Genomic DNA, 23000 nt, shown 5'->3' on the forward strand with positions numbered 1-23000 from the left:
TATTGGTTCACCTCGCCAGTTGCGTACACGCTTTCTCCCCTGAGGTGGCTGGCGGGGTGAACCCTTACCGACGCGGCCCCATGTAGATGAGCCAGAGCATGTAGAGCGGGGCGAAGATCATGGGGTCACCGTTTCCTGATCCAAGTCTTCAGCGCTGATCGTGAACGTCTCAATGTTCTTGACGCGGTAGAACGTGCAGTCGCAGTTCTTGCGAGCCCAGGCGTCAAGAAGGTCTTCCAGTTCCTGCTTGGCATCGGCGCTGACGTTCGGAAAATCATCGGCCCACTCGCCAAGGTCGCTCGATGCTGCGTTATTTGCCATGGCATCAATCACAGCGTCCGAATCGACGAACTCGGCAGGATCTGCATAGTGGACTTCGCCTCGTTGGCACTCATCACCAGGTGCGAACTCATCGTTTTGGCTGAGGAACGAACACCAGTCAGCAGTCCATTCCTCACCATTGTTGGAATAGGCGTATTCAATGCCGGCCGAGACGACGGGCAAAATATTTTCTTCAGGCATGACTTCGTCCTTGCCGCTATAGCGGCTGACTTTGAAGGGGGAGGGAGTTACAGCATTTCGGAGATATTGATTCTGACGGGGAAGCCGAAATAACCATCGAACGCGACTTCGACAGGGGCATCGAATGGACTCATGGCTGCACGCTTGCCGGGTGTTCTGCATTCCATTGCTCGAAAGCTTCCTGCGTGGTGGCTGCCGTGATCTTCTCGTCGCAGGTGTAGCAGTGAGCAACGCCGCCGGCCGCGCCGACATCGCGATGACCTTGCTTGCAGGGGTTCATATGCCAGTCATCATCCTGCTCGGGTTCCGACGCGGTGGCTTCAACCGCCAACGTCTTCCCGCAGGAGTGGCAGAAGTGCATGCCGTTCTCTTCCGGACCGTCATCATGGAATGACCAGGTCACGCCGCAGCCGCTATGCCAGATACCGCTGTCGTCTTCCCGACTCCACTCGCAGGTACCGGAGCAGCCATCAATCCGCTGATCCGCTGCGTTCAGGCGCAGCTGCAGGGCTTGCTCGCGAGCTTTTACATCCTCGAAGTGTTGCGCCAGCGTGCACGCGAAGTCGCCGGCCAGCCGCTCACTGATGTATTGGCGGTAGTCGTGACGCTTGAGCACGGTCTTGAACAGGTGGGCGATGTAACTGCGTCCGCCATCGGGCGTGTTCAGGTCAAAGCCAGGCTCGGCCGGTTTGTTTTCTGTGGGCATGGGGCGTCCTTGGCCGGGGCATGCCCGGGCGGTGGGTTGAGTTGAAATCGGCTAAAGTCGCTTGAACAAACAATAAGGAGTTGCGGAATGTCGGAATGGAGTGAATTAGTATCGGGGGCTATTGGTGGCGGCCTTGTGCTCGCCATTCAGAAAGGCAAGCAGCTCTGGGACGATAGGCGCGACAAAGCGAAGATATTCGATTGGCTGCAAGCGGAGTCAAAAAAGCCGGGGGCTTTCGACCACAGGTCGACACGGGCAATTGCGAAGGCAGTGAGTCTGCCGCCTGACAGAGTGGCGTATTTGTGTCATTACCATCCGAAAGTCTTTGCTTCGCTTGGACCGAAGGAAGATTTGTGGAACCTGGGTGGAGAAGACCAACAGCCAGCGAAAAATTTTTTCGACTTGGACCTTCCTGATCGCTGACCCATCTTTGGATGAACCATAATTAAGCGGCTGCTTTGAGCGCTTCGATGATTCTCTGGCCCGCAAGCGGCGGCACCGCATTGCCAGTCATGTGCATGGTCAGGCGGTGGTTGTCTGGTCGAAGGGTGTCGGCGGGGAATGACTGGGCGGCCATCGCTTCATCGGCGGTGATCATCCGCATCTTGTCGCAATCAACCACTGCCCAGCGGTCCAAGGTAGTGATGGTGCCGATCGGACGATCCAGGCTTCGCCCCGTGAGGCCTGAGCCTGATCCGTAGTAGGGCATCACGAATCGCTCGCCGAATCGCTTACGACCGTTTTCTACCCGGATCAACGTCGACGGCGCGCGACCGGGCTTCTCGATTGGCGACCACTTGCCGGCGTCGAAATCAATGATCTGTCTGGCGGGCACGTGCTGATAGCGAGGAAGTTGCAAGTGCAGTGGCGCCTTGCTGCGGGAACAGACCATGAACAGGCGCACGCGGTGCTGCGGCACGCCAAGATCGGCGCAGTCCACGATGTGCGGTGCCAAGGCATAGCCCAAACGCTGCATCGCATCTGCCCAGGCTGGGTACAGAATCCAGTCCATGAACTCGGGTACGTTTTCGATAATGGCAAAATCGGGCCGGTTGATTTCGGCATTGCCGACCGGTGCCCATGCTGTTGATCGTGAGTTGTCCCGCTTTGGGTCAGCTTGTGCCAGGCCACGGGCCTTCGTGTGGCCTTGGCAGCATGGGGACGCCAGCATCACGTCATGCTTCGGCACTTGCGACCAGTCAGCCTGGTGCAGGTCCTGGCACGCGTGGATTGTGTCCGGGTTGTTGCGGGTATGCCACTCGACTGCCTCAGGCCAGTGGTTTGCAGCCCAAAGAACATTGAGGCCGGCGTTTCGGCCACCCTTTGTCCATCCGCCGAAGCCGGAAAATAAGTCGATTGCTGATTGCATAGGGGATCCTCGCCGGCTGGCGTGAATTGTTTTTGTGGGCTATTGGTTGATTTCCCGACATGAAGCCGGAAAGGAGAAACGTATGACTCACCGCGCCCGACCACTTTTTACGGTCAAGCAATACGAGAGCAGGCACCCATGGATTTGCATTGAGTACGCAACCGCTGACGCAGACATGCCGAACGATCTTTTCGGCTTCGATTTAAAGGCGGGTACTTCTTTTGATAAGGCTCTGGAAATCGCCCAATATCTGAACGACAACCTTGAGGAGTTTTCCTTCACAAAGCTTTCGTAGCGCTTCAGTGCAGTAAGTGAGGGAGAGTCAGGCGGCAGCTGTCGACTCCGGCGAGTAGTCCATCCACGAAAGCTTGGTGGGCGACTTCCTTCTCAAATCGTTCTGCGGCAGCTTGATCTTTGCCCTGATGATCACGTCGCGGCACCGCCCGAGCTTGCGGATCCGCTCGGCGTAGTCGGCGGCGTACTGGGGGGCATCAAACATGCTGCTGAGTTGGGCGACCCGCTTGCCGTCCATGATCTTGATCACGCGGTCTTCGACAGCTTGGAGCCACTGGCTCATGGACAGTTCGATTCGCTGACCCTTCTCAATCTTGAAGTCGCGAACCTTGCGCTTCGCCTCTTCGCGGGCGAAGTGCTCATTCATTCCGAATACGGCAAATGTGCTCATGGCATTACTCTAGGCGACCGAGTGCTTTCTCGAGCAACTCGTTTACTGAAAATTGTCTTTCCTCTGGACTCATTGCCCGACGGATGAACTCGCTGGCTTCCGCCATGTAGGTGCGAAGCAGATTTGCTTCGTCCTCGGCGTCATCCGCCTGGCTTTCGAGCATGCGAATATCCTCGCGAAGATCTTCCAGGCCAGCGTTCGGATCTATGTCGCCCGCGGCAATTCGGCGCGCCAACTCGTCGGCGGCGCCCGGCTCTAGGGAGGCGTAGTGGAAAAGCTCATCTTCCTTTAAAGCGTTGGCGGGAATTCCCATGATGTTCTCCAGGCAGACGCCTGCCTCGCCGGCTGGCGTGATTCGTTGAGTTGAGCTATTGATTGATAGCCCGGCCTGATGCCGGATTAAAAAGTGAAACGATTGCGAATGTTTTCGTGGGAGGTGTTATGGGGTTTTCTGGTTCTATTAGTACGGACGCGTTCCCAGATCGGAGCCCAAACCGTCAGTGTTGGCAACTCTTTCGGGCTGATTCACTTTCCCATCTGAAAGACTTTCAGAAAGGGAAGATGTACATGAATAGTGTGGAGTTTTTTTCAGGGATGAAAGGTGAAGAGACCACTGCATTAAGAAGGGATGTCTTAGAGAAAAATTATTTAAAATTTCATAGTCAGCTAGGCGGCAAGCAGGTTGGTGAGTTTTTTGTAGAAATCAATGGGGAGCAAATTTCACTTGGCCCCGACGCCGTGTTGCGAGTTGATTTGCCTAAGCCGTCTAATATTTTTATTTTTTGCATGGCCGCTTTAGCTGATGGTCTAGACGGCACTATGTACGGGGAGCAGCAAGGATCGGTCACGCTGAGCAACCGTTTCGTTGAATTTGGAAACCATGTTTTGGTTGTAAAAAATAATAAAGAATTTTCAAGGAGATTGAGTGCTGCAATTGCCTCTAATCCTCACCTGTTTAGTTCGCCTTTTTTTGAAGGTGGTTTTGGGCAAGTAGACTACGTAGATATGAACACTCACAATGGTGTTGTGGGACTGTTCAGAAAGGATTTGGAGTATCAATGGCAGCGTGAATATAGGTTCTGTCTTGGCGCAGATTCTGAAATATTGAATTCCAAAGGTGCGTTGGAACTCGATTTAGGTGATTTAAGTGATATCACGTCAATTGTGCCCGTTGAGCACTATGCATCCCAAACTATTACACTTAAGCGCGGTGTGATTGAGACGGTAGATGGTGTGAAGCTGCATCGAGAGGATTGATGTCTGCCAACAGCAAATACAAATAGTCCGGCTGGCGTGATTCGTTGAAGTGGGGTATTGGTGTTCGGCCCGGCATGGAGCCGGAGGGACCTGCTAGATGAAGCGCTTTACTGATGCGATTGAAAGCTCTGTACAAACTCAAAATTGGTATACAGCGATAGCGCTAACGTTGACGATGCCCGATATTTGTGGGGCCTTGGAGACCCCAGAAACGGGTAATGGCGTGCGATATAAAAGGTGGTTCGCGGCATGGATGGAGCCGAACTACACAAGAGTCCTTCCAAAGATAGGTCGCCACGTCTTCCTAAGCGCTGAGAACTGCTGGGGGTTGCGGTGCAGTTATCTCCATGCGGGCAACGGAGAGGTTCGGCCAGGCAAAGTGAAGCAGGTGCTGGAATCGTTCCACTTCATAGAGCCTCCACCCAACAACAATACAATTCATTTGAATCAGTTGGGCAAGGCACTTCAACTACAGACTGATATTTTCTGTAGAGAAATGATCGCCGCAGTTCTGGCTTGGCAGGATACCGTTAAAGACGATGTCGACATTGAGTCACGCCGACAAGATCTATTGCAAATCCATAATTTTGTTCCAGGTATCAACTATTGAGGGTTAGGTAGGTTCAGGCGAAGATGTCGATCTGTACGGCTTTGCACTCGAGTTCGCCATGTGGCAAGCGCGCCAGCTCTTGTCTGGCCGCGGCCACTTCACCGGTGTGGTGACCATGCTCGGTATCGATGATTACCATTGAGCCGTCTGGCCGGCGAATCGTGCGTTCGCCGCGCGGGCCTCGCTCAATGGCGTAGCCCAGCCGCCGCCATAGCCCGTTGGGGCTTTCGAATTGTGGGGTCATGTTTTCGCCTCAGTCGTGCAAGTGTTCGCGCTTGCCGGTTTCCTGATAGTGCTGATCCTGAATCGCGATCTGCTGGTCAATGGTGAACATCGGATTGCAAGTGGTGCAGTGGCCGGCAATCTTGATTGCCTGATACGAAAGTGAAATCGATGCGTAGTCTCGGTAGCAGGAGGGGCATTTGATGGCGTCGACGCCGCAGCAAGTTCGCGCATAGTCTTCGTCGTCGTGGTGCTTCTTGCAGATCGGGCATTCGTAGAGTTCGATGATGTCTGGCCGGCAGCACTCCATAGCGCCATCTTCATCGTCGTGAATTTCGCTGCACGCCCCACACTGGTAAAGCGCCCTGATTTTCAGATCCATGGTGTTCTCCAATGCAGGTGCGTGATTATTCGTCGTGACAAATGCGCAAGGCTTCGCGGTTGTAGGCGAGCTCAAGTTTGCGCGACACGTTTTCGGGTATTACGTATTCGTGTCGCGGCGGGGCCAGCAGAGGCGCGGACTTTTGAGGCCCTAATCCATGAAGATGATGAATCATCAGCGTCATTGCCTCGCCCTGTTCCTCGATGCCGTGCCAGGCCATTAAGTCAGCCAGCGCTTGCCGGGTTCCGGCCATGGCATGCATTCGCAACTCTTCCTCGCCGCGAGTCTTTCGTTTCGTCGCAGTCTTTGCCGATCGTTCTTTCGGTAGGGCTGCCATGGGATACCTCTTCTATGCCGCTGGCCGGCAATGCCAGCCAGGCTTGTCGTTTGCGCTGCTGAACGCGTGCCATCCTGCGCATCAGGACGCAGCCGGGAAGTTGAGCGAGTAATCGGCAATCAGCCGACGGCATAGCGTTTCGCTGATGCCGAGGTGCTTGCTGGCCTTGTACCGCGTCATGCCGGCCGCTTTGCATTCCACCAACTGTGCGGCCAGAGCGGCTTTTTCCTCATCACTGAAGAGTCGCCCGCGCTTGTTCTTTGGCGCCTCGATGGTGCGATAGCCGTACGGCGGCTTCGGCAACTGCACCGCACCGGGGCTGTCCTTGCCAATGCCATTTGGGATCAGCTGAGCCTGACCCCCAGATGCGAAGAAGGCAGCTTTCGCCGCCTCCAGTCCGCTTTGCCGCTTTGCGGCTTCTTCGAATGCTTGGTCCATATCAGGATGCTCTGGAGTTGAGGGTGAGGCCGTGGAAGCGGGCGATGCGGCGCAGGGTCATGCGACTGATGCCCACCTGTTCGGCGATGGCGATCTGGCTCATGTTGGCCTGGGCCAGCCGGCGGATGCGCGGTACCAACTTCGCCTCAGCCTTGCGCTGCTCGTCGAGCGTGGCCGCGGTGGTTGTGGCGAACTTGATGCCGTACAGGCCGGCGATGTAGTTGATGGTCCGGGTCGACTTGCCCAGGGCCTTTGCGGCGGCGCAGACCCCGACGTCGGCGAAGCCACGGATGGCCTCGACCAGATCGGCGTCAACCGGTGGCACAGAAACATGCAATGGGTCTAGATAGGCCCTGAATGAATCCGCGACGACCAGCACCTGGCCGCCGGAGGCTTCGAACTGGGCAATCGCTTGCTGCAGTTCGGCGGCGTTCATGCGGCTTTGCTCCGCAGCTTCTCCTCATACCCGTCCACCAGCAGCTTGAACTGCCACAGGTCTTCCTCGAGCTTTTCGATGTAGTCGTCATCGCGCTTGAACTCTTGCAGCCAGAGCTGGCGGCCGACGGGCTTCAGCAGCGGGCAGTACATCCCGATGTGCCACCATTTACGACCGGTGATCCACATGCAGCCCTGCACCTGGTCGATGACTTCGCTGGCATCGTTGTCGATGTGGAAGGCGCGCAACTTGTCGGGGGCTAGGAAGCACTTGTACTCGGAGCCGCCATCCTCACCGATGAAGCCGTCAGCGCTGGCGCCGAACGCCTCGTCATCCGTTTTCACCAGCCCGACCTGGGTCACGATGAGCCCCGTCTGAATTTCGTGCTCCATGCGCGCTTCGGGCTCCAGTTCATGCCCGCGGCGCATTTGCCATGTTTCAAAACCACCGTCGAGTGGGACGCCGCCGATCCGCTCAACAGCAAGCTCAAAGGCGTACGTCAAGGCAGCGTTCGACGGCTCGCCGACCGTTTCACCGTCCAGGGCGCGCTGAACCACTTCCGCCTTGGGCGCCGCCTTGTAGCCAGCTAGATCGCGGGAACGCGCCTCGCTGTGACCGGCCAGCATCGCGTCAACATAGGTGCGCTGCTGGGTAGTGAGGCCATTCACCTTGGAGCGTGCAGTGCTGAACATGCTCGCGGTGATGACCCCGGCGCGGCCTTGCAGCCACTCTTTCGAGCCTTGTGTGCAATTGACGATGATCATTGAGACGCCTCCAGCTTGGCTTTGTGGACGGTGACGGCGGTCTTCACTGTGGAATACCCGTTTGTGTCACCTGATGCTTGCAGGACTTTCAGGCTCGCCTGCCAGACATCCTTCAGTTCATCTGGCGTTGTGGTCTGCTCGACACGCTCGAGGATGTCCACGACGACCTGGGCACGCATGTCATCCGTATCCGAACCATCCGCCGACTGTCCGTCATCGTCCCGAGTTTCGCCCGTTGTGATGTTCAGCAAGGCGCACATGACGTAACGCTTGCCGTATGTGGTGGAAGAGCCGACTGCCTGGACGTCGTTACGGCCTTTGCCGATATCGACCGGCAGGCTCATGGTTGTTTGCTCACGATGGCCGCCGCGATGCATCAATATCCCAGTGACCTTGATCGCCTTGTCCGCGTTCTCCACCTTGAAGGTGATGGCGAATCCGTGTTGCTGCATGATCGGCTTCAGGGTGTGAGTGATGTGATCCAGCGTGGCGTATGAGTTGCCGGTGTGCAGGTTTACGGCGCCTTCAAATACCGTGGGGATGTTGCACTGCATTTCGGCCATGGCCGAGTTGAATTCCTGCTCAGCGGTCTTGGCCTGCATGCGCTCATGCATGGCGAGCAGACGTTCCATCTTCTCGATGTCGCAGGTCGGATCTGCGGCAGCGCGACTGATCACAGCCATGATGCTGTTGTCCGTGGAGATCGGCACAACAGCTTGCCGGCGCTGTTCCGGCATGATGATTTCGGTGCTCATGCGTGCTTCCTCAGAACTGGATGGTGACGTTTGGGACTTCGCGGCGAGCGATTTTGAGGACGATGGCCTTGGCCAACTCTTCGGTGATGTTCAGCGACATCAGCGCCTCTTTGGCGGCGCCCATGATCTTGATCTGGTGCGCCTTGTCGGCCTCTCGCGCTGCTTGCTGTCGGGCAATTTCGTCGGCCTCGGCTTGCTGACGGGCCACTTCGGCCAGTCTGGCGCGTTCAGCGGCGGCTGCTTGGTGGCGCTCGGAGTCGATACGCGCTTGCTCGGCTCGCTGTTCAGCGGCCAACTGGTCGGCCTTGGCCTGTGCTGCTTGGCGTTCGGCTTGCTCAGCCTGGAGCTGCAGTTGAAGGCGCTGACGCTCAGCGTCGGCTTCTGCATCACGCGCAGCCTGTTCTGTGGCGCGCTTTGCGGCGGCAGCCTGATCGATCAGGTCCTGCTCACGCCGTGCGGCCGCGTCCCGTTCGGCCTGGGCACGCTGCTCAGCTTCGATACGGGCCTGCTCAGCCGCCACGCGGGCAATCTCAGCTTCACGGTCGCGCTGAGCCTGTGCTTCGGCCTCTGCGCGAAGCCGGACCAGTTCGGCCTGCTCTGCTTCGTATTGAGTGCGTTCGGCCAGCAGGGCTCGCAGCTTATTCAGGGACTGGTCCTTTGCCTGGGCGGCATCTGGCAGAAACTCTTCCCATGCGTCGTCGATCGCAATGGCTTCCAGATCTGCAATTACCCGGGCAACCACTGAGGCTGGCGGGGTTGAGCTGAAGAGCGCCATATCCTTGATGCGCTGAATGCCGTCGTTGTGAGCGTCAACACGCTGATCTTCTGCTGCCTGCCAGTCATCAAGAGGCTTGCGGACTTCCTTCTGCCACGACTCCAGGATGTCCCACACGCGTTTGCGCTCAGCATCGATCTTCTTCGGAATTTCCTTTTGCTGAGCGGAAATCTCTTTGCCAACGGCCTCCAGCGCATTTTTGGACTTGGCGATCTGGTGCGCCATCGATGCGTAGGCGTCACGGCCTTTCCGCGTTTTGAGGTCAGGGAGAATCTTTTGGAACTCGTCGACCTTCACTCGGACCTGTTGCAGCCAAGGCTCAAGGCCATTGGCTGCGCTGAAGACGGCCAGCGCTGTTTCCTTCGGTGGCACGGCGGCCAGTTGAGTTTCTGCAGACATGGGGAATCCTTGCCGCGATGCACGCAGCGATTGAAGGTGGAAAAAGGGGGGGTTACTGAGTAATGCGGTCAGCTATAGCGCTGAGCAGCATCAGGAGGACGAGGGCGGAAACGGCGATTGCAAAGCCGCGCAAAAGAACGGTGCGTTTGGCACGCTGGTATCTGGTCATTTCGGCATATCCGGAATAGGAAACCAGTGAGTAATCCGTGTGTGGCAAGTATCGCCGTCGATGTACTCCCACGGCTTTTGGTCGCGGTCCTTTCGAATTGCCATAAATGGAGGATAGCCTGTCTTCCCGATCCGGCAGGCGAGGACTGTCTTGGTCAGAACTAGTAGGCCGTCCTCTACGCTGATCTTGCCGGTCATGGCCGAACCCTCACCGCGATCCGGCCACCCTTCATGGTCGCCGCCAGGCGCCGTGGCAGGTTGGCGACCAGCTCGTCACGCTGGCGGCCGATCACCTCGTTGAAGGGAAGGCCGAAGCCGAGAATGGCGATGCGCCGCTCGATTTCGTCGAGCTGTTCGTCGATCAGGCTTTTCACGATTGGCGTGGTCATGCTGCAACCCCTTGCCCGAACTGGGCGTTATACGTGGTGTAAATCTGGTCAATGCGCGCCCTGTAGTGCCGGTGCTCGTCTTCATTGATGGCGCGCAACATGAAGGCCAGGGTGATGGACGATGTCGCCGCGGAACTGGCGTTGGGTTTGCCGAGGTCGCGGATCATGTTGTTGATCTCGCCCTCGATCCAGTTGACTGCCGTCTGGTGGTCGCGCTGTTCATCGTTCATGTGCGCCTCCGCTGGGTGGGCAGACCATTTCCATTTTCGCCATGGCCAGGCCAATGCGCCGCTTGAGGCTCTTGCGCTCCTCCAGCCGCCTCGCTTCCCGATCGGCCAGCGCCTGGGTCCGGATCTGCTCGACAGCCTCGTAGTCGTGGAATTCTTCGGGCTGCGATCTCTTCTCGCGCCCCCAAGCGTCGTAGCGCCTGTCCCACTCTCGGGCCTGCGCACTGTCTGCGTAGCTGGTTGCCATGGTCGCCTCCAGAGTGGCGGGTGTTGATCCAACAAAACTCGGCTGCACTCATCCATTCCGCTGGTTGCCGTTGGGCGCGGAGGGGAGTGCATGCGGGTTGTGTCGATGGAGAGTTGCCCAGGCCCGCTACTGGCGACGGCCTGGGGTTGCAGCATCAGCGATGTGCGATGTCGTTCGGTTGGGCCTACCGGTCCCCGGTTGATGCGCGGTCACATCCTCGGCCCCACTGTCCGCTGCCTGTCAGGTGTTGGGCGCAGCCTTCAGGCTTGCTGTGCCACGCAGGTGAATCGCTTACTGCTGCATGGCTGCCAATCCTCCGTTCTGTCTGGTTGTGGGAATGCAGGGGGCCGCGTTGCGCGGTGCAGAATCGTCCGCATCGGGGTGTGATCTGGCCGGGGCTCAACCGGCATTTAGCGGATGGGGCAGCCCTAAAGACTGCCTGTTGGCACATCCGCCGCCCGAGACTTAGCCTCAGATCACACCCCGATGCGCTCTCATAGAGAGGATCGGGCAGCAGCTTTGCAGTCGGCTGCCGTCATTCGTTGGCCGTCTTCGCACTCAACTACGTGCACGCCGCTGGTGTATCCACGCTCAGCGTTAATCCTGTTTGCCTCTCGGATGCAGGCGTCCAAGTCGTCATCGGCGAATACCTGCAGCTCTCCGCGCAGGGTGATGTGAATGACCTTGTTCATCGTCTTGCCCTCGGTTGATTTCCCGTCTGGCCCTGTCGCCAAGGCCAGCCAGTGAAATCTTCATGCCGATTCCGGTTCGCCTTTGTCGTACTTCTCGCCGCAAAACATGCAGTAGTTGCCGAGTAGGCTCACCGTCTCTTTTTGTTCGCGCATTCGGCTTGGCTTCTTGGCTGTGCCCTTGGTTTGCGTGCTGTACGTCGCCGTCACTTCGGAATAGTTTTTCATGCTCACCGGGCCGCTGAAGATCATCGCGTAGCCGCCGAGACTCACCTTCAAGCCTGTTGCTCCTTCAGGGAGTTGCTTGGCGAAGTGCTCGGTTAGCCGCTCTTCGTTCTTGCTTCTGCAATCGCACATCGTCCTGCCCTCGGTCGTTTTCCCAATGCACCCGGGTAACCAGGTGCATCAGTGAAATGTTCCGTTTGTGCTGGCTCTGCTTATCGGGTCATTCACGCGGTTCGAGCCTTTCGCTCTAGTCAGCCGTCGAGGTGATCCTCGCGTTGGTAGCCTTTCGGGGCTATCTGATCTCCGGTCGCCGTAGAGGCAGTGCCGTCTTTGTTCGTATTGCGCTGATTGTTAAAGAGCGGTCAGGCCCTTTGAGGCCCTAGTCCCGTTGCGCTTGTGTTTTCAAGTGCAAGTAAACTTGCATTAATAAAAGCATGCTGGTGATTTGAATGCAAGCACGCTTGTATTTATTTTTTGTACTGTATGGATATACAGCTAAAGAAGGATGGAGTCATGGCAAGGCAGAAGGGCAAGGCAGCACCGGCGGCGCGGCAGGAAATGACCGGGTTAGAGCGGCTTGGATTAAGGGTTTCGTCGATGATCAATCACCCGACCGCTCAACATCAGCGCTGGGTGACAATCCATCGCCTCGACACGGACGAGGATCAAGAATGGGAGGAAGTGATGGGGCTGCTGTCCGAAACAGATGATCTGGAGATGACGTTCAACGATGACGAGTCGGTGACACTGCGGTGGGAAGCCAGGTCAGATGAGGATCGCGTGCTTGAGGTCGCGGACCTGGATGAGGTGGAAGAACCGGCACCTTTCTGATGAACACAAAAAAGCCCGCTCAGTGGCGGGCTTTTTGTTATTTTCCTTTCCCGCCCGAACTGGGAGGAAGGGACCCTTTCTGTAACGCATTTTGCTGAGATTGTATTTGCTGAAGGAGTTTGAAGGTCTCTTCGCTTTGAAGCTTCGAGTCTTGTAACAGTTTTTCGATACCTTGCTGATTCTCCATAGAGGTCTTCCCGGCATCGAAGAACCCCGTAACACTACCGATGATCGTTGAGTTTACTCCCCAGATACCGACGACGGTGGCTGCGGCGATGGCAAGCATCGCCCAGGCAGCATTTCGATTGGAGCTTTTAACGTCGATTAGTTTTCCATCGAGTTGTTTTTCGAAGCCATCGACCTTTTCACTCATCCTTTTTACGGATGTATTTACAGCGTCAAGCTTTGAGTCGATCACAGCGTCTCGATCTTCAAGGCGTTTGTGCATAGCCTCAAACCGCTCGGTGTACAGCCTATCTCTCGACTCTTGTTCACGACGGTAAGAGTCAGAACGCTTCTCTTCTGAGATCTCCATCCGATCGATACGCCTATCCATCCGCTCTTCGATAGCGGACAACGTCGATCTCAATTCTTCGCGAGTAATGTCGTTCATGGCTTCAGTATAGGGCGGTAGTTTAACTGTCTGGAAGCCCTCAACGGCTATGTCGGCCCAATTTGGAGCTTTCTTCCTTCTGCCTTCACTCCATGGCCTCAGGTGGTGGACGTTTGTCGCATGTTCATCATTGAGTAGCAATTTGCTCATCCTCGAGCACTTGTTCCAGAACCTCGCTCGTCAGAGCGATGTTTCGGACAAAATTACATGTGGTGCAAATAAGCGGTAATACGGGGTATCCACCTAAATACATTTCACCTCGCCCGTCACCATAAGGTATCGCGCAACCTACGAACGCCGTTCCGTTTATGGCTTCCCACCGTGTTTGTTTGCAGAAAGGACATTCGTTAGTTTTTATGCGGGCGTTCAGCCATTCAGACATTTTTTCAATGTTAATTCGAGGTTTTCTGTTCTCTACGGTCATGACTTTTTCCTGTAATTCATAGGCCTACATCTGTCGCATTAGCCATAAAAACTTGTCATACCTTTTGCGCATTCCAAACCAGCAGAACCTTCGCATGGATGGTTACATCGTCGATCCGTGCCGTCTGATTCTCGTAATGTTTGTTGTCAGAGATCATCCGCAAATGATCCTCGTCGACCTGCTGCAGGCGCTTGATGTAAAGGAGTCCGTGCCAGGTGAGCACGTAAACGCCATCACCAATGAATTCGTTAACTCCGCGATCTACGATTACCGGGTCCTTGTCATTGATCGTGCCTTCCATGCTCTGGCCCCACCCGGTGATCATCGCCAGCGCAGCAGCAGAGGTATAGGTCACTCCCTTCTCACGCAGCACATCCTCCCGAACGATCAGGTTACGAATGGCTTCGTTGTAGTCGGCCGGAACCTGGCCATGCCCCATCGCAGCGCGCACGTCGTATTGTGGAATCAGGATCTCGTCTGGGCGCGCTCGCAGCCCTGAGAAGTCGGCCTCAATCACGTTTCCGCCTGACTCGCTCGCTACCGTCAGCGCCGCCATTGCAAGTTTCTCCTGGGCCTCGGCGTTGAGGCTTTTGCCCGCATGCTTGCGAATCATTTCAAGCATCTTTTGCGCGGCACCAGTTCCTGCCGTCGCTGCGTCCGAGCTCTCTGGCGATGCACCTTTCCTGCGAGGCGGCTCTCCTTTTCCGGATAGCAGCCAGTCGACAGTTGTGTCGTACCCCTCAGCAATCGCGATGAGGTTCTCGTTCTTGATGTTCTCCGTGTCTCCGGCAAACCACTGGCGAACAGCTTCGTAGCTGACCCCGCAGGTGGTCGCCAAGTCACGCTTGAACCCGCGCACGCCGATATCTGGCTTCCTCGCGAGCACAAGTTTTGTAATTCGATCAGTGGTTTTCATATGCGCAATTTACAAGAGTGCTTGGCAAGCATGCTTGCCTTGCAAACACAAGCATGCTTGAATGTTGGTAAGGCAAAGGAGGTCGACATGACCAAAACACAAGCAATTAAGCATTTCGGCTCTGTTTCAGCGCTGGCCAAGGCTCTTGGCGTTACCTACGAGGCAGTTCGCCAGTGGGAATGCGTGCCTGAACTGCGCCAGTACCAGATCGAGCGAATCACCCTGGGCGCGCTGAAAGCTGAGCAGAAATCACAAGCTGCGTAGTCATGTCGCCACCTGCAATTCAACAGTTTTAACCGTTCAGAAGCCGCAAGGAGCAACAAATGTACGAAGACCCAAAGCACCTAAATCACAACGAAACAAAGGTTCGTCTCAGCGATGAGTACGACGAATACCTGCGCTCGCTTGCAAAGATCCACGGCACTCAAAAAGCCGTGCTGGCCCGTGAAATTCTGAAGGCTGCGATCCAGCAGATGAGGGATGAGCTTACCCGGATTCAGGACATCGCCTGAAGGCCCCCAATGGAGGCTCTATGCCTGAGAACCAGAGCGAGCTGCTTTTGCGGCAGATCGCGGACGTAGACGACATCAAATTTCTTGACGAAGTCGCCATCATGCTCGGTATCCCGATTGAGCAGCTGGCCAAGGAGAGGATTGAAAAGCTCATCGTCACCAGGACGAGACCCAAGACAATGACGGGGACGGTCCAGCCATTCCGGCGACCCTATTCCCACCCCAAAAGTCGGGCTGATGAGGCCCTGAAAAGTGTTTGACCTCAAATCGCAGGCACAAAAAAACCGACGGGCTAGGTCGGCTTTTTCAGTTGCGTACTGCGTAAAACTCTGTGAGGCCGATTATGCATTCCTCTAATACCGATGTACAGGGCCTTAAAAAGTCCGCGACACATTTTCTACATTCGCAAAACGTGTCGCGCACTATTTCAAGCATCGAGCTGCGCGACATGGTCAACGAGGCGCGCAGCCAGGCTGGCGAGCCAAAAGTCCGGAACGACCAGTTCATTATTCGCGTGCAAGACGAGCTCGGCGATGAGCTGGGGGAGTGCAAAACAATTGCACACCCTCAAAGCCGCGTTGATATGGCCAGCTACGACCTGACCCTCGATCAATGCATGCTCGTCGGCATGCGCGAGTCGAAGGCCGTTCGCCGTTCCGTGCTGCAGAAGCTGAAGGAACTGGAAGGTCCGCGCATCATCGCCACGCTTCCAGACTTCTCCAATCCCGCTGCCGCCGCGCGTGCCTGGGCCGAGCAGTTCGAACTTCAGCAGATCGCCAATCAGGCCCTCATTGAAGCGGCGCCGAAGATCGCCTTCGTCGACAACTATGTCGACTCCACCGGCCTCAAAGGCTTCCGCCAGACCGCCAAGCTACTCAAGGCCAATGAGTCCCGGTTCCGTGAATTCCTGCTCGACAAGAAAATCATGTACCGCATGGGCGGCGAATGGCAGGCCTACCAGCCTCACATCGACGCAGGGCGCTTCGAAGTGCGAGCCGGCACCAGTGACAGCGGTCACTCGTTCAATCAGTCCAAATTCACCCCCAAGGGCGTCAACTGGGTTGCCGGCCTGTGGGCTCAGTACAAACTCCAGGAGGCCGCATGATGGCCAGGATTCGCACTGTTAAACCCGAGTTCTGGTCAAGCGAGCAGGTCATGTCCTGCCGCCCCATGGCTCGCCTGCTGTTCATCGGCATCTGGAACTTCTGTGATGACGGCGGCAATCACCCGCTCGCGCCGCGGACCATTAAGGCCCTGGTGTTCCCCGGTGATGACATCACCACCAACGAAGTCAGCGAATTGCTGGGCGAGCTTGAAGGTGCTGGTCTGACTTTGAGCTACCAGGTAGACGGCAAAACCTATCTCCACGTTCGCGGCTGGCGGCACCAGAAGATCGAGAAAAAGAACTTCAAATACCCGCCTGCACCTACCGAATTCGACGACCAGTCGGAGAGCGGTCGTCGACAATTCGCCGAAGAGTCGTCGACTAGTCGCCTACCGGTAGACCCCGGAAGGGAAGGGAAGGGAATAGGAGAAGATCAACACAACTCACTACACGCGAGCGGTGCTGATTTCGTCGATCCAAACCTGCCGACTGAAATGTCACTGGAGTGGGTGCCCGACGAGAAGCTGCTGAAGAACTACGCCCTGCGCATGGCGCTGCCTGTCGGCCTGTTCACCATTGAGGCCATTGGCGGGTTTGTCTGCCACTACACGGCGAGTGGGCGCGCTGAGACGCAGGCGGGCTGGGTTAGCCTGCTGGTGAAGTGGATCAAGCGTGACAATGCCACGGCAAACAACGTCCGTCAGTTCCCAGTGAGGCGGCAAGTCAACGGCCCCGACTTCAACGACACGACTTGGTCTGATGACCTGGGTGATCTGTGAAGGCGGTCAAGGCGCCACAGAGCGCAACTACCCTCATGAGCAAGATGGGCAACCTGCCGCCTGTTGTGCCAGTGATCCCAAAGCAATTGCCGCCGGGCACCACCGACGTCGTTAACGCGCTGTTCAAGGAATTGCAGGCGATCTTCCCCGCGTGGAAGCAGGCTTGGCCAGACGACGATGCACTGCGCGCCGCTAAGCGGAGCTGGATCAAGGCGTTCATCGTCGCCGAGATCAACACCCTGGAGCAGATCCGGTACGGCTTGCAGAACTGCCGCCAGAGCGGGACGGACTTCGCGCCGAGCGTGGGCAAGTTCATCAAGTGGTGCCTGCCGACGCCGGCGATGATGGGCATTCCGTCGCACGACAAGGCGTTTCGCGAAGCGTTGCTGAACCTGCATCCAGCGCGGCGTACTTCCCGCGAGTGGTCGCATCCCGCGGTGCGCCACGCCGCGCTGCAATGCGAAATGCACAACCTTGCCGATCTGGTATCGGAAAAGGCCAGCAAGGTCTTCGACCGGGCTTACGACATCACCATCCGAATGCTGGTGGACGGTTTGCCGCTTGAGGATATCGCCGTCGGCATCGGCCACGACAGCCAGAAGAGCGAACTGGAGCTGGCTGAAGATTTCGCCAACCAGCGCCAGGCCCGCCTGCTGGGCGTGCAGGGCATCCCATCCACCGGCGCCGCCGCCCGGGCGCAGCTGCTCGCCAAGTTCGGCAGGAAGACCACGGAGCAACGGACATGACCGACCACACCGAACTGAAGCGAGCCGCCGAGGCCTGCAAAGAAGCACTGCCTCTCCGGTACATGGAGAGCCATGGATCGCTCTACATCCGCAACGACCACGGCATCGTGTTTGACGTGCACCAGAACCGATCTTTCCCGGAGTTCATGGCAGCCAACAAGTCCTATGCGGATTTGGCTCTGGCCGCCAGCCCTTCCGTAGTCCTGGCCCTGATCGCCGAGAGCGAGCGGCTGAATGCCGAAAACAAGCAGCTAATCCTGCTGGAGTGCTACGGAGGCACGGCCCAAGCAGCGATAAGCCTGCTCGCCGAGCGCGACCGGCTCAAGGCCGAGAACGAGGTGCTGCTCGATGGCATGACGCAAATCATGCAAGCCACTGGGTTTGGCGATCCTGCATTCGCAATTGCTTGCGAAGTTGTAGGTGAACTGTGTGGCGCCGCCATGGGTAAGGAGGTCGGCCACCAAGCCGGGCCTAAAACGCCTGGAACCATTGAAGCAGAAGGGCTGGAGGGTGGCCGGCAATGACCGATAAAATCTCCGTCAACAGCCAGGCCAAGCTCTCCGAGGCCATCACCTGCCTGACCACCATGTACCGCGACAAGAAGTACGTCGTCGTGTCGCTGCGCCCGGGCAAGGACCGCACGCTCGACCAGAACGCCCTGTGGTTCTCCCTGTACCAGCGTATCGCGGCGATGACGCAGATCGGTGAAGTGGAGGACGCTCGCCGGTACTGCAAGCTGCATTTCGGCGTGCAGATCCTGCTGAACGAGGACGGCGATTTCCGCAACGGTTGGTACCAAACCATGCGTCACCTGACCTACGGGCAAAAGCTCGACCTGATGGGGGCCTGCCCGCTGTTCGGCCCGGACGGATTCCCGGTAACTCGGTTGTTCAGTCGCGCCCAGGGCATCGCCTACACCGATCGCATTGTCGTGGACTTCACGGCGCGCGGTGTGGTGTTCACGGATCTGCTGGGCGAGGTGGCTGCATGAGCAATCAATTCAAGCCGGGCGACCAGGCACTAACGCTCGTTTCGAAGTACCAAATTTCGGCGATGTCGGAAGTTGAGCTGGTTATTTTCAGGCTCAAAGGACAGAAAGCCGAAGAGCCCGACGGGCAGTTGTGGGTGGCACCACATGACGGCTGGATCGTCGGTCGAGACGGGGAGGATGGCTACGGATTTTTCAAGCCAGAGCAATTGATGCCTCTTCGCGGCGAATTCACACCCGAGCAACAGAAAGCCAAGGAGGCCGAGCCATGCGCGTAGTCCTCAAGGAAGCGAAGACGCCCAAACCGAAGAAGTGCAAGAACCCCGTATGCGGTATCAGCTTTCCGCCGCAGCGCCTGGGTCAGGCCGTGTGCAGCCCAAAGTGTGGGCTGGCCATCAAGGGCGTGAACCAGGAGAAGGCGCGCAAGTCGCTTGCCCAGATCGAGCGCCGGGAGATCAAGGTCCGCAAGGAGAAGCTGAAGAGCAGGGCGGATCACCTGCGCGAGGCCCAGGCCGCGGTGAACGAGTATGTGCGCCTGCGTGACGTGCACCTGCCGTGCATCAGTTGCGACTCCATGCCCAGCGATCACGACCTGATCACGGGTAGTCGGTGGGACGCCGGGCACTACCGCTCAGTTGGTGCCTGCCCAGAGCTGCGCTTCGAACCCCTGAACATCCATCGGCAGTGCGTGAGGTGCAATCGGAACCTGTCCGGTAACGCGGTGGAGTACCGCATCCGGCTAGTGAAACGCATCGGAGCCGACAAGGTGGATTGGCTGGAAGGGCCTCATCCGGCCCGCAAGTACACCGTCGACGAGATCAAGACCATCAATGCCGACTACCGGGCACTGACCAGAGAATTGAAGGGAGCAGCAGCATGACCTATCGCAACGTGGTATCCGCAGTAGTTCGGGCGCTGGCCGCCGAAACCATCAACTCTGCCGGTGGATGCGACTTTGAGCCCAAGGTGCAGTGTGCCAAGCAGAAGGGGGAGATCGTCGGGAAGGAAGCTGCGTTCCTTGTCGACTGCATGGTCTTCAGCCGGCTGCGCAAGGGGCTGGCACCGGTGCACTGGCTGGCGCTGCTGGCTCAGTACTCGACGCACACTGAGCGCAAGCATGCTGCAATTGTCGCAATCGCTAAGGCCATCAGGTCGCCCGCGCCGGAGCGATTCCGTCATGCGGCGGTCGTGACTTGGGCCATGCCGAAGCTGCCAGGGCAGGACGGGAAGCGCTCGACGAATGTTCTGCCTGCCGGATGGTACTGCATGGACAATTGGCTTGATGAACCAACCGCAGAGCGCACCCAGTACCGGTGGAAATCAGCCATCTGCAAGGAGCTGAAGAGCATGGTTGATGCGGCGCTGGCAGAGGCTCAAGGCATTCTCGATGCAGAAGGTTTGATCAAGGACGATATTGCTGCTTGACCATAGTGGCAGAGTGGCATAGATTAATGTCTATCTTGTCCTTCTTGCGTGCTAAGAATGACAATAAGAAACCCGGCCGCTGAGTCGGGTTTTTTGTGGGTGTCGAAAAGACGATTGGAGAACAGGGCCGCCACCAGTTGCATCTGGAAGTCTGATCGGTCACGGCGTTTGACAAGCTACGGCCCTGCCACCTATACCTATTTGAAACACGACTCGCCGCCGTAAGCGGACGTCTTGCGGCCACGCGCAAATAAGTGGCGAGATCAACCAACGCCAACTGCCCGCACATGCGGCCCTATTCAAGTCCCGACAGCCTCTCGACGATGCTCAAATCATCCGGCAAGCCCAGCCCTCAACCAGCTGGGCTTTTTTATTTCTGGCGAGTTCCACTGTCTGGTGATGTGGCGAGGCTCATAACCTCGATCAGGTCGGTTCGATCCCGACACTCGCTACCAACTCACCGCTGCTCCCCAGCGCTTGGCCACTCACACTGTGGCCTTTTTTATTCAGGCTGCCTCGACAGAGACAGCCAAGCGCCTCCCGAGCGCTGATAAGGCGGTTTCAAGCTGCTCCATCTTCGATGTATGTAGGAAGTCCACCAATCGATCTCCCTGAGCCTGGTGTACGCCGAGCAAACGACATAAGTCGGCTTTGCGCATATCCCGCTCCATCATGGTGTTCCATAGGACGATCTTGGCCACAGTCACCATTGGTAGGTGAACGACGTGCTCACCATCTTGCGGCGCGGAAGCCTGCGGGATGGACCTACGCTGATCGGCGTAGAGGGACAACGTGGTTTCAATCGCATCCTGGGCTTCACGGATAGCGTGATCCCGATCATCGCCATAGCTGTTCAGCTCTGGTAGGTCACGGCAGAAGACAGCGACGCCGGGTGAGTCGTCCCACTCAAATCTTATTGCATAGTCGTACATGGTCACTCCTCGGAGATGATCGGCCAGCATTCGGATGTGGTGAAGGGGCCCATTAGAGCCCCAGTTGTTTAATGATCGCCTTGCGGGTCGGTTCTGGCATTTCCTTACTGCCGTGATCCGCGAAGGTGGTCTTGTTGCCGTTTGGGGCGGTGATCTTGAAGTGGCTTCCTTTGCCTGCTTCGAAGGTCACCCCTTGGGCCTTCAACCATCGTCTGAACTCGCTGAACTTCATCACCTCGCCTCGTTGTTTGGATGAGTCCATTCTACAACATTTATGTGTTAATACAACACTTTTGTAGTGTTATTTATAGGCCCTATTCAAGGCCTCTGCATTCGCGGGGGCCTTTTCGTATCTGGCACCCATGCCCCCGTCTTTGCTCCGAGCGGATGAGGAAGGCGTGGATTGCCGGACCAATCACAACGCCGAGATACCGAGGCGCCATGAGATATCAATCTATGTCCGAGCCCGGCCCACTTACTGCCGCTGGCGGTATCGCACTGTACAAGCTGGGAGCGTTCGGCTTCGTCGCTGTCTTGGCTGCCGTCGTCGTCATGGCGATGACCCTGCCCAAGACCGTGCGCGAGTTCGTCGTCGCAATGATCAGCACGTCGGTGTCCAGCATCTGCGGCGGCGCCTTCGTCGTCCGGTGGCTGGGCCTTGGCTCATGGGCGAACGACGACATCGGGGTGATTGCCCTGGGCGGAATCATCTTTGTGTGCGGCCTGCCTGCATGGGTATTGGTGCGCGCCTGGTTCAAATGGGCCGAGAAGCGCCGCGACAAGGATCTGGCCGAGTTGGCTACAGACCTTGCCGACCTGCGCAAGACGGTCACCGACGCAGTACATCCGCAACAGAATTCGTAAGGGGACACTCATGCAACTGATCGACAACTGGAAACAAGCGCTGAGCATGACCAGCGTTCAGGCGGGTGGCGCCATTGCTGCGCTGGGTATCGCTGAACAGCTGATGCCGCAACTACAGGCCGTGTTGCCGCCAGTGGCCTATGGCGTGCTGGGTCTGCTGGTGATGATTGCTCGCGTGGTGCTTCAGCCGAAGCTGAGTAAGTGAAGGTCGTCGAGTTCAGGCGTGAGGACTGGCGAGACGCTGCCAAGACCCTGCGCAAGATTGCCGACGACCTCGATGCCGGCGAGCATCCGGAATGCACCGTGGGCGCACTAACCATGATCGGGCCAAAAGGCGAGGTCACGGTGTTCGGGCTCGGCCCTAAGTGTGACGACCTTCAGTGCTTGGGTGCCATGCGCCTGGGTGAGCAGAAGCTGATTGATGTGCTGCTGGATACAGACGATTAAGGAATTCACATGGCAACGAAGCAACCCGACTGGGAGGCGATCGAACGAGCCTACCGGGCCGGCGCGCTTTCCATCAGAACCATCGCTGAGCGGAATGGAATCAGCGACACCGCGATTCGCAAGAAGGCCAAGGCCTCAGGGTGGGTGCGAGACCTTTCCGAGCAGGTGCGAAAGGAGGTTCGCAACAAGCTGGTTCGCGGAGAGGTTCGCGACGGTCAATGTGCGAACCCTGAGCGTGACGCTGAGATCGTCGAAGAGGCTGCAGAGGAAGGCGCAACGGTTGTTCGCAGCCATCGCCGAGACATTCGCAAAGCCTCGAACCTTGCGAACCTTCTGATGGATGATCTGCTGACGACCATTCAGCAGCGTGAGTCCATCGAGAACGCAATCGAGGAAGAAACGAAAGAGGACTCCAGCGGAATCAGGCGCGGGGCAATGCTTGCCGCAGTTGGTCTGCCAAGCAACGCCAAGACCCTGTTTCAGCTTTCCTCGGCTATGAAGAACCTTCAGGTACTGGAGCGCCAGGCGTTCAACCTGGACGACAAGGAGCAATCCTCCGATGTGGACGAGCTGTCCAGCCTGATGGACGAACTATCTAAGGACGCCTGAACATGAAGCCCGAGCACATGAAGCTGCTCCGGGATCGGTTCTGGCGCCTGAACAATCTGTACTTCATTACCGACAAGAACGAGGGTGTCCTAGATTTTGTGTAAACGGGATTTTTATTAAACCGTTAACAGACGATCTTCGAACTGGATACTGAAGCGATTCAAGGCCGCTTTCCAGTCCCGGATCGGCATCGTCCACTTCTTGCTG

General features: G+C 57.2%; 43 protein-coding genes and 1 tRNA gene. 21 read left to right on the forward strand and 23 right to left on the reverse strand.

Annotated elements, in window-relative coordinates:
- Window positions 1–117: 117 nt before the first annotated feature.
- Window positions 118–522, reverse strand: a complete 405-nt coding sequence (locus KGB07_RS18660; RefSeq protein WP_223466175.1) for a hypothetical protein — start codon at window positions 520–522, stop codon at window positions 118–120.
- Window positions 523–652: 130 nt separating this feature from the next.
- Entirely contained in the window at window positions 653–1228 is a 576-nt protein-coding gene (locus KGB07_RS18665; RefSeq protein ID WP_223466177.1) for a hypothetical protein, read from the reverse strand.
- 87 nt (window positions 1229–1315) lie between these two features.
- On the opposite strand from KGB07_RS18665, the gene KGB07_RS18670 reads away from it, so the two are divergent.
- Window positions 1316–1651: a hypothetical protein gene (locus KGB07_RS18670; protein WP_223466178.1), complete on the forward strand. Its 336-nt coding sequence runs from the start codon at window positions 1316–1318 to the stop codon at window positions 1649–1651.
- Window positions 1652–1673: 22 nt separating this feature from the next.
- Here KGB07_RS18670 and KGB07_RS18675 read toward each other — a convergent pair whose 3' ends face one another.
- On the reverse strand, window positions 1674–2597 hold the full coding sequence (locus KGB07_RS18675; RefSeq protein WP_223466179.1) for a DNA cytosine methyltransferase: 924 nt from the start codon (window positions 2595–2597) through the stop codon (window positions 1674–1676).
- A gap of 82 nt (window positions 2598–2679) precedes the next feature.
- Between KGB07_RS18675 and KGB07_RS18680 the strand changes: the two genes are divergently transcribed.
- Window positions 2680–2892 (forward strand): hypothetical protein, encoded by a 213-nt coding sequence (locus KGB07_RS18680; RefSeq protein WP_223466180.1) that lies wholly within the window; start codon window positions 2680–2682, stop codon window positions 2890–2892.
- 27 nt (window positions 2893–2919) lie between these two features.
- Here KGB07_RS18680 and KGB07_RS18685 read toward each other — a convergent pair whose 3' ends face one another.
- Window positions 2920–3282 carry a hypothetical protein gene (locus tag KGB07_RS18685; RefSeq protein ID WP_223466181.1) on the reverse strand — a complete coding sequence of 121 codons (363 nt, stop codon included), beginning with the start codon at window positions 3280–3282 and terminating at the stop codon, window positions 2920–2922.
- A gap of 4 nt (window positions 3283–3286) precedes the next feature.
- A complete protein-coding gene (locus KGB07_RS18690) occupies window positions 3287–3595 on the reverse strand; it encodes a hypothetical protein (protein ID WP_223466182.1) in 309 nt (102 codons plus the stop codon).
- Window positions 3596–3849: 254 nt separating this feature from the next.
- On the opposite strand from KGB07_RS18690, the gene KGB07_RS18695 reads away from it, so the two are divergent.
- Both KGB07_RS18695 and KGB07_RS18700 read left to right on the forward strand, forming a co-directional pair.
- On the forward strand, window positions 3850–4539 hold the full coding sequence (locus tag KGB07_RS18695; RefSeq protein ID WP_223466183.1) for a hypothetical protein: 690 nt from the start codon (window positions 3850–3852) through the stop codon (window positions 4537–4539).
- Window positions 4540–4636: 97 nt separating this feature from the next.
- Window positions 4637–5149 carry a hypothetical protein gene (locus tag KGB07_RS18700; protein WP_223466184.1) on the forward strand — a complete coding sequence of 171 codons (513 nt, stop codon included), beginning with the start codon at window positions 4637–4639 and terminating at the stop codon, window positions 5147–5149.
- 13 nt (window positions 5150–5162) lie between these two features.
- Here KGB07_RS18700 and KGB07_RS18705 read toward each other — a convergent pair whose 3' ends face one another.
- The 13 genes from KGB07_RS18705 to KGB07_RS18765 all read right to left on the reverse strand — a co-directional run bounded on the left by KGB07_RS18705 (window position 5163) and on the right by KGB07_RS18765 (window position 11656).
- A complete protein-coding gene (locus tag KGB07_RS18705; protein WP_223466186.1) occupies window positions 5163–5393 on the reverse strand; it encodes a hypothetical protein in 231 nt (76 codons plus the stop codon).
- Window positions 5394–5402: 9 nt separating this feature from the next.
- Window positions 5403–5753, reverse strand: coding sequence for a hypothetical protein (locus KGB07_RS18710; protein ID WP_223466188.1), 351 nt, complete (start codon window positions 5751–5753; stop codon window positions 5403–5405).
- Between the two features lie 25 nt (window positions 5754–5778).
- A complete protein-coding gene (locus tag KGB07_RS18715) occupies window positions 5779–6090 on the reverse strand; it encodes a hypothetical protein (RefSeq protein ID WP_223466190.1) in 312 nt (103 codons plus the stop codon).
- 81 nt (window positions 6091–6171) lie between these two features.
- A complete protein-coding gene (locus tag KGB07_RS18720) occupies window positions 6172–6528 on the reverse strand; it encodes a hypothetical protein (RefSeq protein ID WP_223466191.1) in 357 nt (118 codons plus the stop codon).
- Between the two features lies 1 nt (window position 6529).
- The gene (locus tag KGB07_RS18725; RefSeq protein ID WP_223466192.1) at window positions 6530–6964 is read right to left on the reverse strand and encodes a hypothetical protein; all 435 of its coding nucleotides are present in this window, start codon (window positions 6962–6964) and stop codon (window positions 6530–6532) included.
- Window positions 6961–7728: a lambda exonuclease family protein gene (locus KGB07_RS18730; protein WP_223466193.1), complete on the reverse strand. Its 768-nt coding sequence runs from the start codon at window positions 7726–7728 to the stop codon at window positions 6961–6963. The genes KGB07_RS18725 and KGB07_RS18730 overlap by 4 nt, the downstream gene beginning before the upstream one ends.
- Complete coding sequence (locus KGB07_RS18735) at window positions 7725–8483, reverse strand: ERF family protein (RefSeq protein ID WP_223466194.1); 759 nt, start codon at window positions 8481–8483, stop codon at window positions 7725–7727. The genes KGB07_RS18730 and KGB07_RS18735 overlap by 4 nt, the downstream gene beginning before the upstream one ends.
- Before the next feature lie 10 nt (window positions 8484–8493).
- Window positions 8494–9657, reverse strand: coding sequence for a hypothetical protein (locus KGB07_RS18740; RefSeq protein WP_223466195.1), 1164 nt, complete (start codon window positions 9655–9657; stop codon window positions 8494–8496).
- A 165-nt stretch (window positions 9658–9822) separates the two neighbouring features.
- Window positions 9823–10023 (reverse strand): hypothetical protein, encoded by a 201-nt coding sequence (locus KGB07_RS18745; RefSeq protein WP_223466196.1) that lies wholly within the window; start codon window positions 10021–10023, stop codon window positions 9823–9825.
- Window positions 10020–10214: a hypothetical protein gene (locus tag KGB07_RS18750; RefSeq protein WP_223466197.1), complete on the reverse strand. Its 195-nt coding sequence runs from the start codon at window positions 10212–10214 to the stop codon at window positions 10020–10022. The genes KGB07_RS18745 and KGB07_RS18750 overlap by 4 nt, the downstream gene beginning before the upstream one ends.
- Window positions 10211–10444, reverse strand: a complete 234-nt coding sequence (locus tag KGB07_RS18755; RefSeq protein ID WP_223466198.1) for a hypothetical protein — start codon at window positions 10442–10444, stop codon at window positions 10211–10213. Before KGB07_RS18755 ends, KGB07_RS18750 begins: the two co-directional genes overlap by 4 nt.
- Window positions 10434–10688, reverse strand: coding sequence for a hypothetical protein (locus KGB07_RS18760; protein ID WP_223466199.1), 255 nt, complete (start codon window positions 10686–10688; stop codon window positions 10434–10436). Before KGB07_RS18760 ends, KGB07_RS18755 begins: the two co-directional genes overlap by 11 nt.
- Window positions 10689–11440: 752 nt before the next feature.
- Window positions 11441–11656, reverse strand: a complete 216-nt coding sequence (locus KGB07_RS18765) for a hypothetical protein (protein WP_223466204.1) — start codon at window positions 11654–11656, stop codon at window positions 11441–11443.
- 459 nt (window positions 11657–12115) lie between these two features.
- Between KGB07_RS18765 and KGB07_RS18770 the strand changes: the two genes are divergently transcribed.
- The gene (locus KGB07_RS18770; RefSeq protein ID WP_223466205.1) at window positions 12116–12433 is read left to right on the forward strand and encodes a DUF1654 domain-containing protein; all 318 of its coding nucleotides are present in this window, start codon (window positions 12116–12118) and stop codon (window positions 12431–12433) included.
- 37 nt (window positions 12434–12470) lie between these two features.
- Here the strand turns inward: KGB07_RS18770 and KGB07_RS18775 are convergent, their stop codons facing one another.
- Genes KGB07_RS18775 through KGB07_RS18785 form a run of 3 tightly spaced genes read right to left on the reverse strand, consistent with a single transcriptional unit; the run spans window position 12471 to window position 14386 of the window.
- Window positions 12471–13196, reverse strand: a complete 726-nt coding sequence (locus tag KGB07_RS18775; RefSeq protein ID WP_223466206.1) for a hypothetical protein — start codon at window positions 13194–13196, stop codon at window positions 12471–12473.
- The gene (locus tag KGB07_RS18780; protein ID WP_223466207.1) at window positions 13174–13470 is read right to left on the reverse strand and encodes a hypothetical protein; all 297 of its coding nucleotides are present in this window, start codon (window positions 13468–13470) and stop codon (window positions 13174–13176) included. Before KGB07_RS18780 ends, KGB07_RS18775 begins: the two co-directional genes overlap by 23 nt.
- A gap of 55 nt (window positions 13471–13525) precedes the next feature.
- Window positions 13526–14386, reverse strand: a complete 861-nt coding sequence (locus KGB07_RS18785; protein ID WP_223466208.1) for an XRE family transcriptional regulator — start codon at window positions 14384–14386, stop codon at window positions 13526–13528.
- Window positions 14387–14473: 87 nt separating this feature from the next.
- On the opposite strand from KGB07_RS18785, the gene KGB07_RS18790 reads away from it, so the two are divergent.
- The 12 genes from KGB07_RS18790 to KGB07_RS18845 all read left to right on the forward strand — a co-directional run bounded on the left by KGB07_RS18790 (window position 14474) and on the right by KGB07_RS18845 (window position 20396).
- The gene (locus KGB07_RS18790; protein ID WP_223466209.1) at window positions 14474–14650 is read left to right on the forward strand and encodes a Cro/CI family transcriptional regulator; all 177 of its coding nucleotides are present in this window, start codon (window positions 14474–14476) and stop codon (window positions 14648–14650) included.
- 59 nt (window positions 14651–14709) lie between these two features.
- Window positions 14710–14898, forward strand: coding sequence for a hypothetical protein (locus KGB07_RS18795; RefSeq protein ID WP_110658565.1), 189 nt, complete (start codon window positions 14710–14712; stop codon window positions 14896–14898).
- Between the two features lie 20 nt (window positions 14899–14918).
- Window positions 14919–15158 (forward strand): hypothetical protein, encoded by a 240-nt coding sequence (locus KGB07_RS18800; RefSeq protein WP_223466210.1) that lies wholly within the window; start codon window positions 14919–14921, stop codon window positions 15156–15158.
- A gap of 152 nt (window positions 15159–15310) precedes the next feature.
- A complete protein-coding gene (locus KGB07_RS18805; protein WP_317850411.1) occupies window positions 15311–16003 on the forward strand; it encodes a phage antirepressor KilAC domain-containing protein in 693 nt (230 codons plus the stop codon).
- A complete protein-coding gene (locus KGB07_RS18810; RefSeq protein WP_223466215.1) occupies window positions 16000–16782 on the forward strand; it encodes a DnaT-like ssDNA-binding domain-containing protein in 783 nt (260 codons plus the stop codon). Before KGB07_RS18805 ends, KGB07_RS18810 begins: the two co-directional genes overlap by 4 nt.
- Before the next feature lie 35 nt (window positions 16783–16817).
- On the forward strand, window positions 16818–17528 hold the full coding sequence (locus KGB07_RS18815) for a replication protein P (protein WP_223466216.1): 711 nt from the start codon (window positions 16818–16820) through the stop codon (window positions 17526–17528).
- Window positions 17525–18052, forward strand: coding sequence for a hypothetical protein (locus KGB07_RS18820; protein ID WP_223466217.1), 528 nt, complete (start codon window positions 17525–17527; stop codon window positions 18050–18052). The genes KGB07_RS18815 and KGB07_RS18820 overlap by 4 nt, the downstream gene beginning before the upstream one ends.
- Complete coding sequence (locus KGB07_RS18825) at window positions 18049–18519, forward strand: hypothetical protein (protein WP_223466218.1); 471 nt, start codon at window positions 18049–18051, stop codon at window positions 18517–18519. Before KGB07_RS18820 ends, KGB07_RS18825 begins: the two co-directional genes overlap by 4 nt.
- Window positions 18516–18794, forward strand: a complete 279-nt coding sequence (locus KGB07_RS18830; RefSeq protein WP_223466219.1) for a hypothetical protein — start codon at window positions 18516–18518, stop codon at window positions 18792–18794. The genes KGB07_RS18825 and KGB07_RS18830 overlap by 4 nt, the downstream gene beginning before the upstream one ends.
- Complete coding sequence (locus tag KGB07_RS18835; RefSeq protein WP_223466221.1) at window positions 18785–19396, forward strand: recombination protein NinG; 612 nt, start codon at window positions 18785–18787, stop codon at window positions 19394–19396. Before KGB07_RS18830 ends, KGB07_RS18835 begins: the two co-directional genes overlap by 10 nt.
- Window positions 19393–19941: a hypothetical protein gene (locus KGB07_RS18840; RefSeq protein WP_223466222.1), complete on the forward strand. Its 549-nt coding sequence runs from the start codon at window positions 19393–19395 to the stop codon at window positions 19939–19941. The genes KGB07_RS18835 and KGB07_RS18840 overlap by 4 nt, the downstream gene beginning before the upstream one ends.
- A gap of 378 nt (window positions 19942–20319) precedes the next feature.
- Window positions 20320–20396 (forward strand) — tRNA-Met (locus KGB07_RS18845).
- Window positions 20397–20447: 51 nt separating this feature from the next.
- Here the strand turns inward: KGB07_RS18845 and KGB07_RS18850 are convergent.
- Window positions 20448–20873: a type II toxin-antitoxin system HicB family antitoxin gene (locus tag KGB07_RS18850; protein ID WP_223466223.1), complete on the reverse strand. Its 426-nt coding sequence runs from the start codon at window positions 20871–20873 to the stop codon at window positions 20448–20450.
- A gap of 52 nt (window positions 20874–20925) precedes the next feature.
- Window positions 20926–21105, reverse strand: coding sequence for a type II toxin-antitoxin system HicA family toxin (locus tag KGB07_RS18855; protein ID WP_090463463.1), 180 nt, complete (start codon window positions 21103–21105; stop codon window positions 20926–20928).
- A gap of 224 nt (window positions 21106–21329) precedes the next feature.
- On the opposite strand from KGB07_RS18855, the gene KGB07_RS18860 reads away from it, so the two are divergent.
- From KGB07_RS18860 to KGB07_RS18875, 4 genes are read left to right on the forward strand one after another with little or no spacing between them, the layout of a single operon-like run.
- Entirely contained in the window at window positions 21330–21737 is a 408-nt protein-coding gene (locus KGB07_RS18860) for a hypothetical protein (protein WP_223466224.1), read from the forward strand.
- 10 nt (window positions 21738–21747) lie between these two features.
- Window positions 21748–21942 (forward strand): hypothetical protein, encoded by a 195-nt coding sequence (locus KGB07_RS18865; RefSeq protein WP_168757772.1) that lies wholly within the window; start codon window positions 21748–21750, stop codon window positions 21940–21942.
- A complete protein-coding gene (locus tag KGB07_RS18870) occupies window positions 21939–22184 on the forward strand; it encodes a hypothetical protein (RefSeq protein ID WP_223466225.1) in 246 nt (81 codons plus the stop codon). Before KGB07_RS18865 ends, KGB07_RS18870 begins: the two co-directional genes overlap by 4 nt.
- A gap of 9 nt (window positions 22185–22193) precedes the next feature.
- Window positions 22194–22793 carry a hypothetical protein gene (locus tag KGB07_RS18875; RefSeq protein ID WP_223466226.1) on the forward strand — a complete coding sequence of 200 codons (600 nt, stop codon included), beginning with the start codon at window positions 22194–22196 and terminating at the stop codon, window positions 22791–22793.
- The last annotated feature ends 207 nt before the right edge of the window (window positions 22794–23000 follow it).

It is taken from the genome of Pseudomonas sp. GL-RE-26, from assembly GCF_019956275.1.
Classification (GTDB): Bacteria; Pseudomonadota; Gammaproteobacteria; order Pseudomonadales; family Pseudomonadaceae; genus Aquipseudomonas; species Aquipseudomonas grandcourensis.

Bases quoted from the DNA above. Each gene is read 5' to 3' on its own strand.
- KGB07_RS18735 (WP_223466194.1), bottom strand. From the start codon at position 8,483: ATGAGCACCGAAATCATCATGCCGGAACAGCGCCGGCAAGCTGTTGTG.
- KGB07_RS18850 (WP_223466223.1), bottom strand. From the start codon at position 20,873: ATGTACGACTATGCAATAAGATTTGAGTGGGACGACTCACCCGGCGTC.
- KGB07_RS18770 (WP_223466205.1), top strand. From the start codon at position 12,116: ATGGCAAGGCAGAAGGGCAAGGCAGCACCGGCGGCGCGGCAGGAAATG.
- KGB07_RS18815 (WP_223466216.1), top strand. From the start codon at position 16,818: ATGAGCAAGATGGGCAACCTGCCGCCTGTTGTGCCAGTGATCCCAAAG.
- KGB07_RS18685 (WP_223466181.1), bottom strand. From the start codon at position 3,282: ATGAGCACATTTGCCGTATTCGGAATGAATGAGCACTTCGCCCGCGAA.
- KGB07_RS18675 (WP_223466179.1), bottom strand. From the start codon at position 2,597: ATGCAATCAGCAATCGACTTATTTTCCGGCTTCGGCGGATGGACAAAG.
- KGB07_RS18725 (WP_223466192.1), bottom strand. From the start codon at position 6,964: ATGAACGCCGCCGAACTGCAGCAAGCGATTGCCCAGTTCGAAGCCTCC.
- KGB07_RS18715 (WP_223466190.1), bottom strand. From the start codon at position 6,090: ATGGCAGCCCTACCGAAAGAACGATCGGCAAAGACTGCGACGAAACGA.
- KGB07_RS18710 (WP_223466188.1), bottom strand. From the start codon at position 5,753: ATGGATCTGAAAATCAGGGCGCTTTACCAGTGTGGGGCGTGCAGCGAA.
- KGB07_RS18840 (WP_223466222.1), top strand. From the start codon at position 19,393: ATGACCTATCGCAACGTGGTATCCGCAGTAGTTCGGGCGCTGGCCGCC.
- KGB07_RS18835 (WP_223466221.1), top strand. From the start codon at position 18,785: ATGCGCGTAGTCCTCAAGGAAGCGAAGACGCCCAAACCGAAGAAGTGC.
- KGB07_RS18750 (WP_223466197.1), bottom strand. From the start codon at position 10,214: ATGACCACGCCAATCGTGAAAAGCCTGATCGACGAACAGCTCGACGAA.
- KGB07_RS18825 (WP_223466218.1), top strand. From the start codon at position 18,049: ATGACCGATAAAATCTCCGTCAACAGCCAGGCCAAGCTCTCCGAGGCC.
- KGB07_RS18760 (WP_223466199.1), bottom strand. From the start codon at position 10,688: ATGGCAACCAGCTACGCAGACAGTGCGCAGGCCCGAGAGTGGGACAGG.
- KGB07_RS18745 (WP_223466196.1), bottom strand. From the start codon at position 10,023: ATGACCGGCAAGATCAGCGTAGAGGACGGCCTACTAGTTCTGACCAAG.
- KGB07_RS18690 (WP_223466182.1), bottom strand. From the start codon at position 3,595: ATGGGAATTCCCGCCAACGCTTTAAAGGAAGATGAGCTTTTCCACTAC.
- KGB07_RS18755 (WP_223466198.1), bottom strand. From the start codon at position 10,444: ATGAACGATGAACAGCGCGACCACCAGACGGCAGTCAACTGGATCGAG.
- KGB07_RS18700 (WP_223466184.1), top strand. From the start codon at position 4,637: ATGAAGCGCTTTACTGATGCGATTGAAAGCTCTGTACAAACTCAAAAT.
- KGB07_RS18795 (WP_110658565.1), top strand. From the start codon at position 14,710: ATGTACGAAGACCCAAAGCACCTAAATCACAACGAAACAAAGGTTCGT.
- KGB07_RS18790 (WP_223466209.1), top strand. From the start codon at position 14,474: ATGACCAAAACACAAGCAATTAAGCATTTCGGCTCTGTTTCAGCGCTG.
- KGB07_RS18785 (WP_223466208.1), bottom strand. From the start codon at position 14,386: ATGAAAACCACTGATCGAATTACAAAACTTGTGCTCGCGAGGAAGCCA.
- KGB07_RS18820 (WP_223466217.1), top strand. From the start codon at position 17,525: ATGACCGACCACACCGAACTGAAGCGAGCCGCCGAGGCCTGCAAAGAA.
- KGB07_RS18665 (WP_223466177.1), bottom strand. From the start codon at position 1,228: ATGCCCACAGAAAACAAACCGGCCGAGCCTGGCTTTGACCTGAACACG.
- KGB07_RS18660 (WP_223466175.1), bottom strand. From the start codon at position 522: ATGCCTGAAGAAAATATTTTGCCCGTCGTCTCGGCCGGCATTGAATAC.
- KGB07_RS18860 (WP_223466224.1), top strand. From the start codon at position 21,330: ATGTCCGAGCCCGGCCCACTTACTGCCGCTGGCGGTATCGCACTGTAC.
- KGB07_RS18830 (WP_223466219.1), top strand. From the start codon at position 18,516: ATGAGCAATCAATTCAAGCCGGGCGACCAGGCACTAACGCTCGTTTCG.
- KGB07_RS18810 (WP_223466215.1), top strand. From the start codon at position 16,000: ATGATGGCCAGGATTCGCACTGTTAAACCCGAGTTCTGGTCAAGCGAG.
- KGB07_RS18865 (WP_168757772.1), top strand. From the start codon at position 21,748: ATGCAACTGATCGACAACTGGAAACAAGCGCTGAGCATGACCAGCGTT.
- KGB07_RS18680 (WP_223466180.1), top strand. From the start codon at position 2,680: ATGACTCACCGCGCCCGACCACTTTTTACGGTCAAGCAATACGAGAGC.
- KGB07_RS18670 (WP_223466178.1), top strand. From the start codon at position 1,316: ATGTCGGAATGGAGTGAATTAGTATCGGGGGCTATTGGTGGCGGCCTT.
- KGB07_RS18875 (WP_223466226.1), top strand. From the start codon at position 22,194: ATGGCAACGAAGCAACCCGACTGGGAGGCGATCGAACGAGCCTACCGG.
- KGB07_RS18855 (WP_090463463.1), bottom strand. From the start codon at position 21,105: ATGAAGTTCAGCGAGTTCAGACGATGGTTGAAGGCCCAAGGGGTGACC.
- KGB07_RS18740 (WP_223466195.1), bottom strand. From the start codon at position 9,657: ATGTCTGCAGAAACTCAACTGGCCGCCGTGCCACCGAAGGAAACAGCG.
- KGB07_RS18695 (WP_223466183.1), top strand. From the start codon at position 3,850: ATGAATAGTGTGGAGTTTTTTTCAGGGATGAAAGGTGAAGAGACCACT.
- KGB07_RS18705 (WP_223466186.1), bottom strand. From the start codon at position 5,393: ATGACCCCACAATTCGAAAGCCCCAACGGGCTATGGCGGCGGCTGGGC.
- KGB07_RS18800 (WP_223466210.1), top strand. From the start codon at position 14,919: ATGCCTGAGAACCAGAGCGAGCTGCTTTTGCGGCAGATCGCGGACGTA.
- KGB07_RS18730 (WP_223466193.1), bottom strand. From the start codon at position 7,728: ATGATCATCGTCAATTGCACACAAGGCTCGAAAGAGTGGCTGCAAGGC.
- KGB07_RS18780 (WP_223466207.1), bottom strand. From the start codon at position 13,470: ATGACCGTAGAGAACAGAAAACCTCGAATTAACATTGAAAAAATGTCT.
- KGB07_RS18775 (WP_223466206.1), bottom strand. From the start codon at position 13,196: ATGAGCAAATTGCTACTCAATGATGAACATGCGACAAACGTCCACCAC.
- KGB07_RS18720 (WP_223466191.1), bottom strand. From the start codon at position 6,528: ATGGACCAAGCATTCGAAGAAGCCGCAAAGCGGCAAAGCGGACTGGAG.